Genomic DNA, 15,242 nt, shown 5'->3' on the forward strand with positions numbered 1-15,242 from the left:
AAAACTGTTCTAGCTCCTAGTGTAGCATAAGCATGTGATTTGAAAAATTACTTTGTTAATCTTTCGAATAGTGGAGCAGTTCTCTCTCGCCAAAGAGATGCTGATAGACAATGGTCTAATAATCGACGCGCCGTATACTCCGCTTCCGCATAACGCTTCGAATAGCCAATTGCATCCTGCATTGCTTCTTTATATTTTGCTCGAATTTCTTCGAGTTGAACTTCTGCTTCTTGTGTTAATGCGCAATGTTTCCCTATATCAAAAATTTCATCCCCCAGTCTTCCATCCTGTGGGTCAAAAACGTGAGGCTCTGTACTATCAAAGATACAGAAATTTAATTCCGGGATAATGACCATGTCAACAGAGCCTGCATCCAAACCACACCAAACAATTTGTGCATCAAGCCCTCTCGCATTAGCTTCGTCTGCTAATCCCTTCATTAAAGAAGATTTACCTGTACCCGGCTTTCCTTTAATCATCAATCTACGCGTTAAATTTTTGGTTATGCTCTCTACTGTATTTTCGGCGCCCCTTGGTGTTAATGTTCCAAGTAAGCGATGCGTACGCATTCCTGTTTTATTCAAAACGATTGATTGGAAAACATCTGTCTTTAAAATTTCAACTTGCTCATTTAATGCTTGCCAGTTCATACAGCTCTGAGTGACTTCCTCCCAATCATCGTGAATCTTGATAGCTCTATTTAGCATTGAAATACACTTGTCACGCCATAATTCTCGTTCCTTTATTGTATCAGCGAGCTGTTCGCCAACCTTTTCAAGCTGTACTTCTTCTAAACAATCATAAAATGATACTACACGATGCTTTGATCCAAGAAAAATTGGCTCGATGCCCCACTCCGAAGACCATACAAATAGTCGATTGCACCCACGAACATACACTGCCTCAACAATATCCTCCAGCAAAGCATGCTGGAACCACTCCACAGCAAAGCCTTGTTTCACATAAAAATACCCAAGCTCTTTAAGAAGCTCAGATCCTTTAAACGTCGGTGCACCTTGCAAAATATATACTAGTTCTGCCTCATCCATCATTTCTTTATATAAATGTTTGATTCCTTGCCCAGTGAGTGCGTGTCCAAAATAATAGGTCACATTTCCGTTCACTATCGCTCCCCCTTTACCTTATGCCTTGCATTATATGATGGAGCCTTAAAAAAAATGAAAAGCTACTTTTATCTTTTCCAATAAAAGTAGCTTCCTATTTAATAGAATGGCTTCATGACCTCGATATGGCCAATACACTTCATTAATACTTTACGGCAATAAGGTAAGGAATATTGAACAATATAACCTGATGTTAATGCAATGACCACTGTACCAACACCAACAGGGCCACCCAGTAACCAGCCAAGAATCGTCACTAGTATCTCGATACCCATTCGTGCAGTTTTAATCGTTCCTCCAAATCTTTCAACAAGTATCATCATTAACGTATCTCGTGGTCCCGCCCCCATATTTGGTGCAATATACATGCCGCAGCCAAAGCTTAAAACAAATAAACCTACCACGAAATATGTTATCTGTAAGCCATAAATATTTGTTGACGGCAATAGCCAATTAAAGACATCTATAAATGATCCGATAAGTAGCATATTAAGCCATGTCCCTATCTTTGGCCATTGTCGTAAAACAATTGAGGTTGAAACCACAATTAAAAGCCCTGTTAAAATAGACCAAGTACCAATTGATAAACCAAAGTTTTGAAATAAGCCCACATGCAACACGTCCCAAGGGCTCGTTCCTACTATTTTCCCTTTAATGGACATTGTAATTCCAAGTGACATAACCATTAAGCCACCTATAAAAAATGTCCAACGCCACCCCATAATCTTTCGCATTCCATATCCCTCTCTATGTATAATATTGCTTTAACTGTACCATATTTTCTACAAAAATCGAGGAGGTGGATATTGGTTACTTTTCACTAAAAAAGATACTGGATTTCTCTTGGCTACTTATAATAGAGTAGATTACCTGCTTTGCGGAGCGGATTTTTGCTCTACCTGAGCAATTCACATGCTTTTCTGAGCGAATTGTTAGTCTTCCTGAGCGATTTCCCTACTTTGCCGAGCGAATTGTCAGTCTACCTGAGTGATTCTCCTGCTTACTTGAGCGGTTCCCTACTAATCATTAGCATCAACACAACAAATCTTCTGTTAAGTTCCAAATAAAAAAACTACCCTCCTATCATTCATGGGTAGTTGTAATCGGTGCAAGCTTGGCCTTTGTTACATCGAGTAAATCATTTAGTTGGACATGGATCTGCATACCGATTTTCCCTGCACTAACAACAATACTTCCTTGTTCCTGTGCCGATGCATCAATGATTGTTGGATAAAGCTTCTTCATGCCTACTGGTGAGCATCCTCCTCGTACATAGCCTGTATAACCAAGTAACTCTTTGACAGCAAGCATTTCGATTTTTTTCTCTCCAACAACCTTGGCAGCAGCTTTTAAATCTAGCTCTTCTGCCACAGGAATAACAAACACAAACAGTTTTTGTGCACTTGCCTTCGCTACTAATGTTTTAAAAACATGAGAAACTGGGTGACCAATTTTTTCAGCAACCGAAATTCCGTCAACCTGACCGTCACCAGTCTCATATTCAATTACTTGGAATTGTATTTTTTGTTGCTCCAACAATCTTATAGCATTTGTCTTTGCATATTTTGCCTTTGCCATTTTAAGATCTCCCATCTACAGCATTAGGCTATCATAGAGAATACAGAGCCACTTCCTGGTAGATAGCCGTTTTTCGCCATTTGAATATGAGTAGCATATTTGTCAGAAGCATATTTAAATGTACGCGCCTTAAATGCCTCCTCATAACTCTTACCGAAAATTGTATCTGCAAATGGATCCAATTTCAATTCCTTCGAAAAACGTTCTGGTACTTTGACTTCAATTATTTCGTGCACAAAAGCAGGCTCATTGTCATCTAGTGCACTCTCATCTACTTTTTGGTCACTTAACTGCGCCTTCATATGTTGAATTTGAGCCTTTGCACTTGCTGCCACTCGTAAATCTTGTGATGATGGTTGAGCTGGTGCTAGCGCTGCATTCCGTACTTGTGCTAGAATTTGTAACGTCTCCTTGGCATTCTCATCGGCTACTATAGGCACTTCTTCATCTATATACTCTATAGCTGATAGCTGTGAATTTGTTAATTCAAGGGCGTCATTTTTCTCAGATCTATGCGTTTGCTCACGCACATTCTTTTCTGTTTGGCGAAAATCTTGGATAATTGTTTGTTGTTGAGGTGTGACTTCTTTTGACTCCTCTTTTTGTTGCTCATAAAGCTCTTGATCCTTGCGCCCTAATAGTAAATTTTCTAACTCAAGCAATAACGGATTTTTCTTTGGCTGAAAATATAGCGCGTTTTTCCGATACGTATCACCTACTTCTTTTCTCTGTAGAATTCTCTTACGATTATAGTGTGATGTAATTCTTTCTTGTTCTATTAAGCTTGATAGTCTCATATTTTCACCTCGGCTTTCTAATTTAATATGCTAATTAAATAATAGATATGATAGTATCTTCCATTAATTATATCTATACTATCTGAACAGTTTCTGTACACTAATTATCGGAATATTCTTTACTAAATTCAAGAGTAAATTTAATACTAACCTCCTAAAAAAATAATTCATCTCCAACGATATAGATATAAAGACCTTCTATAAAACTTATTTTTTTCATTCATTTATTACTTACATGTTTATTTCAATAAAAAATATTACTGTTAACACTTTTTAAACAGTGTTAATTCACAAAAAAACAGCCCTTTGACACGGACTGTTTCTATCAAATTTTTTTAGGTTTGATTAGTATACTTTTATAAGCTAAGTATCCAAGCCATGCTCCTAGTGTATTTAAAATCAAATCATCAATATCTGCTGATCCAACAGTAAAAATAAATTGTATAGATTCTACAGCTAGGCTAGAGATGAAGCCTACACAAATAACTATCCAAGCTTTACGGAACTTTTTCGACAACAGTGGCAGTAAAAATCCCATCGGTGTAAATATTAATAAATTGCCAAGTAAATTGATAATGATGATATCCAAATCAAAATACCGAGAGTAATTTATATAGCGGAGAATTGTTTCAAAGGGAACAAAATTTGTGGTTAATCGCCAGTCACTATAATCAAACAGCCCTAATTCAACAAGAGAATATTTACCCTTGAATACTATAATAACTACATCCACTAGACGGTTGATCACCAATTTATAAAAAGCCATAAACGAATAAATACTAAAAAAAATCCAACCTACTATCTTTATAGGTAAATAATATGTATCAATCAACGAACGATAAGGTAATGGTAGCTTTGCATCACCTTGCACATTTGATATGTTATTTTTTTGCATGCCTGAACTACCTACTTCCTTATTCCTTCCCATATTTTAATATGCACCCCCACCCTATGCAAGAGGTAACAATAAGTAATACTAGTTAATATTTATATTCAAACATCTCCATTTGCATTCTCTTTCTATCAAATCGAAAAAGCTGCCTCAATGAGACAGCTTTTTAATAGTAAACTTGTTGAACCGAAAGCGAAGCGTCAGGTACAAGACTTCCACTTCAAAATGTAAGTGAAGTAAAATCTACCCTTAAAAGATTGACGTTTACTTTATACTGGATTAACCCCATGCTTGCGTTCTGAGAATAATAAGTACTTTGACATATAAAGCTCTAAGCGGGATTCAAGTGCTTTCCTTAAATCATTTGGCTCAATTACATCGTCAATGATAAGTTCTGATGCTAGACGGTATACATCAATTTCCTCTTGATATTCTTTACGTTTCTCAGCAATAAAGCTTGCTTGCTCCTCTTTAGGGAGTTCTGCAATTTTGTTTGCGTAGACCGCATTGACCGCCGCTTCAGGACCCATTACAGCAATTTGTGCATTGGATAGCGCAATACAGCAATCTGGCTCAAAAGCTGGACCTGCCATAGCATACAACCCTGCGCCATATGCCTTACGGACAATGACAGTTAACTTAGGAACAGTGGCCTCGCTCATTGCAAAAATCATTTTCGCACCATGGCGTATAATCCCGGCTTTTTCAACTTGAGTACCAATCATAAAGCCTGGTACGTCAGCAAGGAAAATAAGAGGGATATTAAACGCATCACAAAGTGAAATGAACTTTGCTGCTTTATCAGCAGAATCGTGGAACAATACGCCTCCCTTTACGCGCGGTTGATTGGCGATAATCCCAACAGATTGACCATTAATGCGTCCAAGCCCTGTGATTAATTCTGGAGCAAATAATTTTTTCACCTCACAAAACGAATCTTCATCAATGATACGATCAATTAGCTTATACATATCAAATGGCACGTTTTGATTTTCGGGTATTAATTCTGCAATGGACTTGTCAAATGAAGCTGGTGGTTTTGGCGCCTCTACCTTACTGCGCTCAGCAAAGTTATTCGGAAAATATCCTAGATATTTACGAGCATACGCAATGGCTTCTTGCTCCGTTTTAGCGAGCACATCACCACAGCCTGAAACCGAACAGTGCATTTTTGCGCCACCCATCGTCTCCAAGTCTACTTTTTCACCAATAACCATTTCAGCCATACGGGGAGATCCTAAATACATGGAAGCATTACCCTCTACCATCACTACGATATCGCAGAATGCAGGGATGTATGCGCCACCTGCTGCGGATGGACCAAACAATAGACATATTTGAGGTACTTTCCCGGAAAGCTTTACCTGATTATAGAAAATGCGTCCAGCTCCTCTTCGACCTGGAAACATTTCTAGCTGATCAGTAATGCGCGCACCTGCTGAATCGACTAAATACAATAACGGACAATTTAGCTTCTCCGCTGTCTCTTGAATACGAATCATTTTTTCTACTGTACGTTTACCCCAAGAGCCTGCTTTAATCGTCGAATCATTTGCTAAAACGCAAACAGTACGGCCATGGATTTTACCGATTCCAGTTACGACACCGTCTGCTGGTAAATCACCAGCTAAGCAATTCGCAAACAAGCCATCCTCTGATTGTAGTCCATCATCTAATAATAATTCGAGACGTTCACGTACAAATAGCTTGCCTTGCTGTGCATTTTTATCATGATATTTTGGCAGACCACCAGCTAAAATTTGTTCCTTCATTGTATTCGCTGTATTTTCTGTCGATACATTGCTCATATTGAATTCCTCCTTTTGCCCAATCGGTTATACCCTATAATAATACTTGCCGTACACAGCTTATTTTCCTAAATATTGCGGTGCTCGCTTTTCCTGGAAGGCAAGTAGACCCTCTAAGCGATCTTCTGTAGGAATCAAAGCACTATATGCAAGTGATTCAATTTTTAAACCTGTAGCTATATCTACTTCAACGCCTTGATTAATAGCGATTTTTGCCTGCACTAATGCAAGTGGAGCATTTTTCGCCATTTCAAGTGCAAGTTGCTGAGCCTTTTCAAGTACTTCATGCCCCTCATAAACATACTCTACAATACCAAAGTCTTTTGCTTCTTCTGCATTTAATCGGCGTGCTGTATAAATTAATTCCTTCGCTTTTCCAATACCAATAAGCCTTGGAAGTCGCTGTGTTCCTCCTGCCCCTGGGATGATACCGAGAGACGTTTCCGTAAGGCCAATCTTTGTATGTGCAGCTGCAATACGTAAATCACAGGCTAACGCAAGTTCAAGACCACCACCAAAAGCAACGCCATTTAATACGGCAATCACTGGCTGAGCGAGTGCTTCTACTTTTGCTACCGTGGCACCGATCAATTGCACTATTTGCTTTACTTGTCGATCAGGCATTCCTCTACGCTCTTTTAAATCTGCTCCCGCGCAGAAAGCCTTTTCCCCTGCACCAGTTAGTAGGACAACTCGCACTGCTGGATCACCATTGATTTTGTCGAGTGTATCACTGAGTTCTTGGAGTAATTGTATAGACATTGCATTAGCAGCTTCTGGCCTTGAAAGTGTAATAAGCCCAATGCTACCATCTAATAACTCAAAACGAACGAGTTGCGTCATCATTGATTTGCACTCCTTTCATTACGGACAATCGCCATTTGTTTAGAGGCAACTGCCTTTCCAAGTTTCTGTTCAATAAAAAGCGCCGCATCTAGCACTTTGTCCAGTTCTACGCCTGTTTTAATTCCCATTCCATCTAATAAGTACAATAAATCTTCTGTCGCTACATTGCCTGATGCACCTTTAGCGTATGGACAACCACCAAGCCCTCCAACTGCACTATCAAACTTAGTAATACCCATTTCTAGTGACTTCAGGATGTTCGCTAGTGCTGTACCACGTGTATCATGGAAATGCATTGCAAAGTGTTCTACAGGATATCTTTTTAGCAATTCTTCTAAGAGACTTTCCACCTGTGTCGGTACGCCAACACCAATTGTGTCACCAAGTGAAATTTCATGGACACCCATTTCTAATAATTTTTCTGTTACTCGCAAAACCTTTTCCGGTTGTATGTAGCCCTCATACGGGCAACCTATCACTGTTGAGATATACCCACGCACGTTTTTATGTGCTGCCTTTGCCCCTATAACAACTTCCTCTAATATAGGAAATGTTTCATTAATCGTTTTATTAATATTGTTTTGATTATGACTTTCACTGGCCGACATGAAAACACTCACTTCATCTACGTCGGCCTGCAATGCACGTTCTAAGCCACGAGTATTCGGTACTAGTGCAGCATACGTAATATCTTTTTGTCGTTTAATGGCTTGAAGAACCTCCACTGCATCTGCCAGCTGTGGAATCCATTTCGGATGTACGAAGGACGTTACCTCTATATAGTTCAATCCTGTTTGACTAAGTAAATTCACTAACTGTACTTTATCGGTGGTTGCAATATGCGCCTTCTCATTTTGCAAACCGTCACGAGGACCTACTTCTTTTAACGTTACATGCTTTGGTAGCTGCATAAAGAAGCCTCCTTACTCGATTTCTAAAATATCATCATCAACGTTTATGAAATCTCCTTCGTTTGCAATAATTTTTGTTACAACTCCGTCCTCTTCTGCTGCAATAGGAATCTCCATTTTCATCGATTCTAAAATTGCTACATCTTGTCCTGCCGTCACTTTCTCGCCTTCCGCTACAACGATTTTCCATACTGTTCCTGCCATGCTCGCTTTAACTGTTGTCATTCTGAATCCCTCCAAAGTGTTTTAATGTACGGATGTCCGCAAGTTATCTCAATTAAAAAATTTCAATTTTTGTAGCGCATTCGCACTAAATGTTAAGTGCGAATGCTTTTTAAAAAAAACTTTACTTCGTCTCTGCTAATTGGGGTAGATAATATTCATCGACAAATTTTGTAGTTGTATAGCCCTTTAAAAATTGTTCATGTGTAACTGTTTTTAACAGCATAGGAATATTTGTTTGAATTCCTTCCACTTTATACGTTTTAAGTGCTTGAATAAGCCTTTCACACGCAATTGCTCGTGTTTCTCCCCATACTACTAGTTTACTAATCATCGGATCGTAAAAAGGCGTTACCGTAGTGCCTGCTTTTACCCCACATTCATGGCGAATTCCTTCACCTGTAGGTAATTCAAGAGCCGTGATTGTGCCTGGAGAAGGGAAGAAGGTCGAAGGATTTTCAGCGTATATACGTACTTCAATCGCATGCCCTTCTTTTTGAATGTTATCGCGAGTAAATGCCAATGGTTGCTTTGCCGCAATCTTCAATTGCTCCTCCACAAGATCCAGTTTCGTTATTTCCTCTGTCACTGGATGCTCTACCTGTAAGCGCGTATTCATCTCTAAGAAATAAAAATTTTGATCAGCATCTACTAAATACTCAATCGTACCTGCATTAACATACCCAATATGTTGAACTGCCTTAACGGAAGCATCTAGCATACGTTTTCTTGTTTCTTCTGAAATGAAAGGAGATGGTGCTTCCTCCACTACTTTTTGATTTCTTCGTTGAATGGAGCACTCACGTTCAAATAGCGGTACGACATTACCTTCATGGTCGGCAATAATTTGTACCTCAACGTGGTGTGGATTAGCAATAAATCGTTCCATATACATCGTGCCATCACCAAAGAATGATTGTGCACGCTTTTGATTGCCCTCAAAGGCTTTTGCCAATTCCTCTTCATTTTCAACTAGTTGCATGCCTATGCCACCACCGCCAGCAGAGGCTTTCAACATAATAGGGTAGCCAAGCTGGGAAGCAATTTCTATAGCATCTGTTACATCTTTCACTGGTGTCTCCACGCCTTCTACAATCGGTACACCTGCTGCTTTCATTGTTTTACGTGCTTCTAATTTACTACCCATTGAAGCAATAACCTCAGCACTCGGCCCAATAAAAACTAAACCTGCATCTGTACAACGCTTAGCAAATTCAGCGTTTTCCGATAATAAACCATAGCCAGGATGAACAGCGTCCGCACCGCTCTCCTTTGCAATTTCAAGAATACGGTCCATATTTAAATAGCTTTGCGCAACAGGCGGTTTCCCTACACAATACGCCTCGTCAGCCTCCTTTACATGCAAGCTTTCAGCATCTGCCTCGGAATATACCGCAACTGTGTGAACATTTAGCCGTTTACATGTTCTTATAATACGTCTGGCTATTTCTCCACGATTTGCAATTAAAACTTTCTTAAACATAACACTGCCCCCTCCCTACTTCACTGTCGCGACAAAATCCTCACGTAATTTATACTTTTGAACTTTTCCTGAAGCAGTCATCGGATAGTTGTCGATAAAGAAAATATGCCGTGGGATTTTATGTCTAGAAATTTTATCCCGACAATAATCACGAATCTCTTCCTCTGTTGCCTGCTCTCCTTCTCGCAAAATAATCCAAGCAGCCGCTTCCTCTCCATAAACTGGATCTGGGACACCTGCAATCTGCACGTCTGCAATTTTTGGGTGTGTGTAAAGGAATTCTTCAATTTCTCGGGGATATAAGTTTTCACCGCCGCGAATAATCATATCTTTTAAACGCCCTGTTACACGAACATAGCCCGCTTCATCCATTGTTGCCAAATCCCCAGTATGCAGCCAGCCATCCTGATCGATTGCCAGGTCCGTTTCTTCTGGATTTCTATAATAACCTTTCATGACGTGATAGCCTCTCGTACATAGCTCTCCTTGCTCATTCGGCGCAGCTTCTTGATCTGTACCAGGTAAGACAATCTTAACTTCTAGATTTGGCAATGCACGACCAACCGTTTCTACCTTTAATGTTAACGGGTCTTCTATTCTCGTTTGTGTAATAACAGGAGAGGATTCTGTTTGCCCATAACAAATAGTGATGTCCGTCATACCCATTTTGTTAATAACGGCCTTCATAACTTCGATAGGACAGTTTGAACCAGCCATCACACCTGTACGCAATGTTGATAAGTCAAAAGATGAAAAATTCGGTAAATTCAGTTCACTGATAAACATCGTTGGTACGCCATGTAACGCGGTGCATTTTTCCTTTTCAACTGTTCGTAGCACCTCTGCAGGTGAAAATTCCTGCACTGGTACCATCGTCCCTCCACTAGTTGTAATCGCTAATGTCCCAATGACACAGCCAAAGCAGTGGAAAAATGGTACAGGAATGCATAAACGATCTTCAGAAGATAAACGCATACATTCTGCAATATTAATCGCATTATTTACTAAGTTATAATGTGTTAACATAACACCCTTTGGGAAACCAGTTGTCCCCGAAGTATATTGAATATTAATCACATCATCATAATGAAGCGCCTGTTGTCTTTCATTTAACTGCTCCTCAGTTATTTGCTCAGCAGCAGATAACACGTCAGACCAATTAAGCACTCCAGGATATTTCGTCTCGCCAATTAAAATAACATTTTTCAATAAAGGTAGTCGCTTTGATTGCAAATTACCAGGTTCACAATGTTGAAGCTCTGGACATAACTCTTGCAGTGTATTTATAAATGAATGGTCTCGATAATTTTCAATTAAAAAAATCGTTTTTGCATCAGATTGCTTTAATAAATATTCCAACTCACTTGAACGATAATTAGTATTTACTGTGACGATTGGGGCACCCATCTTTCCTGTGCCAAATTGCAGTTGTACCCATTCAGGAACATTCGTCGTCCATACTGCAATATGTTCACCTTTCTCTATTCCAAGAGCCATTAATCCCCTCGCTACTATGCGACTTTGATGATTTAACTCCTCATAGGTCATACGTAAATCCCTATCTGCATACACCAATGCTTCACGCTGTGGATACTTTTTAGATTGTTCATCTAGCAATTGACCAATAGTTTGATACACAAGCTCTGCCATGAAAATCCCCCTTATTTATGCTATTTAACTTCTTTCAGCAAGTGATTTGTAACGTAAGTGAAACGGCAGTTACAGAAGTCTCCCACCTCTATAGGTGGTGAGAAGAATGCGGATTTAAGTCACTTTTCATAGGTGTCCAAACATCCGCTGAAATAGAGGAACTCAGTCTAAGAACGCCACGTCCTGTGGCAAGACTGAGTGACCAACATCACGTTGGCCTAATGCCTCCGGCGGATGTCACGGAATCTGAAAGGAGTGCTTAGGGGATGTTAGCCTAAAATCATCGCATCCATGCGATAACGGCTAACTGACCTGCATCGGTAAAAACACCACGTCCTGTGGCATTACCGAAATGACCGACATCGTGTCGGCCCTCACGCAGGCCTAAGCACAAAGCTGATTCCGGACGCAATTATGCCGAGGCATAATTGATTAAGATTAACAGCCAATTAGACGAGAAATAACGAGACGTTGAATTTCAGATGTTCCCTCACCGATTTCCATTAACTTAATGTCACGCAGATGACGCTCTACGTCATATTCTTTCATATAGCCTGAACCGCCATGAATTTGAATTGCCTGGTTACAAGTACGGAAGCCCATTTCAGAAGCAAATAATTTTGCCATCGCTGCTTCCTTTCCAAATGCTTTCTTTTGATCCTTAAGCCATGCCGCCTTATGTACTAACGTACGCGCAAGCTCTATTTCCATTGCCATATCAGCTAATTTAAACTGAATAGCCTGTAGTTTTGATATTGGTGCACCGAATTGCTCACGTTCTTTTGCGAATTTTAATGCCTTTTCATAAGCAGCCTGTGCAATTCCTACAGATAGGGCAGCGATTGAAATACGGCCACCATCTAGCGTATTTAGAAATTGACTAAACCCACGTTTTTCATCCCCTAAAAGATTAGCCCTTGGAACACGAACATTTTGCAAAATAATCTCGCACGTATTTGAGCCACGAACACCCATTTTATCGTAATTGCAATTAATCGTTACGCCAGGTGTATTCGTTGGTACAATAATGGCTGAAATAATTTTCTTGCCGTCTTCGCGTTTACCTGTCACTGCTGTTACAATGATTTGTCGAGCGTGGCCTGCATTGGTAATCCAGCATTTTTCACCGTTAATGATGTAGTCATCACCATCAATAACTGCTGTAGTGCGTGTGCCACCAGCATCTGAACCTGCATTAGGCTCTGTTAAACCGAATGATCCTAATGTCTCACCTTTTGCTAACGGAACAAGCCATTCTTGCTTTTGCTCCTCTGTGCCGAAATTATAAATGGGTGAGGCACCTAAGCTAACTGCTGCTGCATAGCTTAATCCTGTACCACCACATGCACGGCCAATTTCTTCAACTGCTAAAGCGTAAGACACTGTGTCCCCACCTGAACCCCCGTATTCTTCAGGAAATGGGATACCCAATAAGCCTAGTTCCGCCATTTTTTGAAAGCTTTCTATTCTCATTGTCGATGTCTCATCAACCTCACGAGCATACGGTTTAATTTCTTTTTCTGCAAAATCACGCACCATGTCCCGAATCATTGCTTGCTCTTTCGTTAATTCAAAGTTCATCCCTAGTCCCCCTAGTTTCAAATTTGCCATAGCAGATTTTGCTTAGACGACAGTTGCATAAAGAAATACCGACCAGTCGGTTTGTTTTGAACAATTAATAAAACCAGTTTTTGTTACTGGCTACCCCTTTACCATAAATTGCGCTGCTTCCTCCATTGCTTGTTCCGTAACTATTGCGCGTAATACCATGTCCGTAAAGACCTCTGTTATTTCTTCCATCGTCAATGGCCCTGATTGTTTAAACCATTTGTATGTCCAGTTGATCATCCCGACAATGGCCATCGTTACTATAGTACAAGGTAACTCTGTACGGAAATCCTTTGTTTGCTGGCCCTCCACTATGACTATTTGTAAAATATCCCGATATTGATCTCGTTTTTTATGAATAATTTCACTATATTCCTCTGGTAGTGAACGGCTTTCCTCATAAAAAACAGTAATATGTGCTTGATACATATCAAACACTTGCGTCAGCGTTTGTAGCATTGCACATAAGCGTTTTATCGGCGTATCATATTTGTCATATGCTTCCTGTGACTGTTTAATAACATAAGAAATAAACACATCGTGAATTTCATATAACAGTTCATCTTTCGATTTAAAATTATGATAAAATCCACCCTTTGATGCACCAATGTATTCAACAATGCGATCAACAGTTACATTGTGATAGCCATCCTGTTGAAACAGCAAGACAGAAGCGTCTACAATTCTTTGTTTTAACGTTTTCTTTACCATAGGCATCTATCATCCTTCATATAGCTCTTTACTCTATCACTCCTTATAATTAGAAAAACCTATACTAACTTCGCTTCCCCACTTAACTTAGGATGTCAGAAAGTCACCCTAATTCTTGACGAATGATATTTTTTCTAATTATAAAAATACTATGACACCTTTAATATAGCACTCACTAAAATTAGTGTCTAGTAACAAAGTAGATTTTATTTAAAATTACGAGAATTTTTTGTACATAAAGTAGAATTAAGATCGAAATTCTGCAAACACACATTTACTGTATGATTTTCCTCCTGTTTTCATCACTAAAATTCATAAAAAAATTCCCTAGCACAAAGCCATTGCACTAGGGAATGTCAAAGGACACGTTTATGAAACTCTCGGTATTTTTCGTAGCCATGAAATAATAACAGCAATAATTAAGGCGAAACCTAAATAGCCCATCGTTGAATATACTTTTCCAACCAATGTTGTAAAGCCTACTAAGCTTGCCAAAAAGCCTATTAAACCAATGACAACAATGCTTAGTTTAAAATATTTATGTTCAGGGGCTATAAAGCGTACTGTAAATGCATAAAGCATCCCTACAGCTGTATTGTACATCATGCCTAATAAAGCAATGGACATTAAGATACCTACTACAGGATGAATTTGTTTTGCTAGCTCTAATGTTGGCATTGCTACACCACTAACTACGTCTATTTTAACGAACAAAGCAATATTTATAAGTATTATTAATACACCAAGCATTATGCCGCCAAGAAGACCGCCTAAACCAGCAATCTTGCGCTCTTTTACTGTTCCCCCCATAACAATTAACATGGCTGTACCAGCAGCTATGTTATAAGATACATAGAGCAGTGCTCCCAATATCCAATTCGAAGCCGCAGATGTTTGCTCCTTTGCTAACATATTCTGTTCTGCAATTGTTAAGTCCATTGTGAAAATAGAGTAAATTAAAATAATAAAAACAATCCCCATTAAATATGGTGTCACTAAAGCTATTATGTTAATAATATTTTTCACGTTTAATAGTAAAGTTAAAATTGTAATTATTACCATAAAAATACTGCCAATCATCGAGTTCATACTGAACATTTGCTCGAACGTTGAACCCGATCCAGCAAACATAACAACAGCAACACCAAATAAGAAAAACGTAATGACTATATCTAATATAACCCCAACATAACGCCCACCAATGTGATATATAACCTCTTTATGAGATGTCGTTTGAGAATCTGCTCCTAATTGCGCTAGACTCATCCCTAAAAAAGCAAATGCGATTGTTGCGATAATTCCTCCTGCTATACCGTAAAGACCAAAGCTCGTAAAGTATTGCATAATTTCTTGCCCTGATGCGAAACCAGCACCAATGATTAATCCTACAAATGCGCCACCTATTTGCCAACTTTTTTTCATAGAACACCTACTAATCTATTCTTTAATATAGGTAAATTTCCAATCCGATAATTCCTCACCCATTTACTCCACCCAAGGGCTCATCTCGTTACAGCAGGTCGCTATCTACGGGTGGTCGTTGAACAATCCAAGTTCTGCAGCTAACTATCCTCACATAAATATATCGATATAATTTTTAAAATAAGTTTTG

General features: G+C 39.2%; 15 protein-coding genes. All 15 read right to left on the reverse strand.

Annotated features, from left to right (window positions below):
- Window positions 1-47: 47 nt before the first annotated feature.
- Entirely contained in the window at window positions 48-1,124 is a 1,077-nt protein-coding gene (locus ACIQXF_RS05410; RefSeq protein ID WP_402779955.1) for a nucleotide kinase, read from the reverse strand.
- Between the two features lie 98 nt (window positions 1,125-1,222).
- The gene (locus ACIQXF_RS05415) at window positions 1,223-1,858 is read right to left on the reverse strand and encodes a YczE/YyaS/YitT family protein (protein ID WP_402779957.1); all 636 of its coding nucleotides are present in this window, start codon (window positions 1,856-1,858) and stop codon (window positions 1,223-1,225) included.
- A gap of 349 nt (window positions 1,859-2,207) precedes the next feature.
- Entirely contained in the window at window positions 2,208-2,702 is a 495-nt protein-coding gene (ybaK, locus tag ACIQXF_RS05420) for a Cys-tRNA(Pro) deacylase (RefSeq protein ID WP_402779959.1), read from the reverse strand.
- A 23-nt stretch (window positions 2,703-2,725) separates the two neighbouring features.
- Window positions 2,726-3,499, reverse strand: a complete 774-nt coding sequence (locus ACIQXF_RS05425; RefSeq protein WP_402779961.1) for a putative metalloprotease CJM1_0395 family protein — start codon at window positions 3,497-3,499, stop codon at window positions 2,726-2,728.
- Window positions 3,500-3,824: 325 nt separating this feature from the next.
- Window positions 3,825-4,427 carry a VanZ family protein gene (locus ACIQXF_RS05430; RefSeq protein WP_402779963.1) on the reverse strand — a complete coding sequence of 201 codons (603 nt, stop codon included), beginning with the start codon at window positions 4,425-4,427 and terminating at the stop codon, window positions 3,825-3,827.
- A 233-nt stretch (window positions 4,428-4,660) separates the two neighbouring features.
- A complete protein-coding gene (locus tag ACIQXF_RS05435) occupies window positions 4,661-6,199 on the reverse strand; it encodes an acyl-CoA carboxylase subunit beta (RefSeq protein WP_402779964.1) in 1,539 nt (512 codons plus the stop codon).
- 60 nt (window positions 6,200-6,259) lie between these two features.
- Window positions 6,260-7,042, reverse strand: a complete 783-nt coding sequence (locus tag ACIQXF_RS05440; protein ID WP_402780059.1) for an enoyl-CoA hydratase — start codon at window positions 7,040-7,042, stop codon at window positions 6,260-6,262.
- A complete protein-coding gene (locus ACIQXF_RS05445; RefSeq protein WP_402779966.1) occupies window positions 7,042-7,956 on the reverse strand; it encodes a hydroxymethylglutaryl-CoA lyase in 915 nt (304 codons plus the stop codon). The genes ACIQXF_RS05440 and ACIQXF_RS05445 overlap by 1 nt, the downstream gene beginning before the upstream one ends.
- 12 nt (window positions 7,957-7,968) lie before the next feature.
- Window positions 7,969-8,181 carry an acetyl-CoA carboxylase biotin carboxyl carrier protein subunit gene (locus ACIQXF_RS05450; RefSeq protein ID WP_402779968.1) on the reverse strand — a complete coding sequence of 71 codons (213 nt, stop codon included), beginning with the start codon at window positions 8,179-8,181 and terminating at the stop codon, window positions 7,969-7,971.
- Between the two features lie 121 nt (window positions 8,182-8,302).
- Window positions 8,303-9,661, reverse strand: coding sequence for an acetyl-CoA carboxylase biotin carboxylase subunit (locus ACIQXF_RS05455; protein ID WP_402779970.1), 1,359 nt, complete (start codon window positions 9,659-9,661; stop codon window positions 8,303-8,305).
- Window positions 9,662-9,676: 15 nt separating this feature from the next.
- Entirely contained in the window at window positions 9,677-11,311 is a 1,635-nt protein-coding gene (locus tag ACIQXF_RS05460; protein WP_402779972.1) for an AMP-binding protein, read from the reverse strand.
- A gap of 280 nt (window positions 11,312-11,591) precedes the next feature.
- Window positions 11,592-11,723, reverse strand: a complete 132-nt coding sequence (locus tag ACIQXF_RS05465) for a hypothetical protein (RefSeq protein ID WP_402779974.1) — start codon at window positions 11,721-11,723, stop codon at window positions 11,592-11,594.
- Window positions 11,724-11,749: 26 nt separating this feature from the next.
- Window positions 11,750-12,892, reverse strand: coding sequence for an acyl-CoA dehydrogenase family protein (locus tag ACIQXF_RS05470; protein WP_402779976.1), 1,143 nt, complete (start codon window positions 12,890-12,892; stop codon window positions 11,750-11,752).
- A 120-nt stretch (window positions 12,893-13,012) separates the two neighbouring features.
- Window positions 13,013-13,630 carry a TetR/AcrR family transcriptional regulator gene (locus ACIQXF_RS05475; RefSeq protein WP_402779978.1) on the reverse strand — a complete coding sequence of 206 codons (618 nt, stop codon included), beginning with the start codon at window positions 13,628-13,630 and terminating at the stop codon, window positions 13,013-13,015.
- Between the two features lie 369 nt (window positions 13,631-13,999).
- On the reverse strand, window positions 14,000-15,052 hold the full coding sequence (locus ACIQXF_RS05480; RefSeq protein ID WP_402779980.1) for a YkvI family membrane protein: 1,053 nt from the start codon (window positions 15,050-15,052) through the stop codon (window positions 14,000-14,002).
- Between the last annotated feature and the right edge of the window lie 190 nt (window positions 15,053-15,242).

The sequence above is a fragment of the Lysinibacillus sp. NPDC097231 genome, assembly GCF_044761885.1.
GTDB lineage: Bacteria > Bacillota > Bacilli > Bacillales_A > Planococcaceae > Lysinibacillus.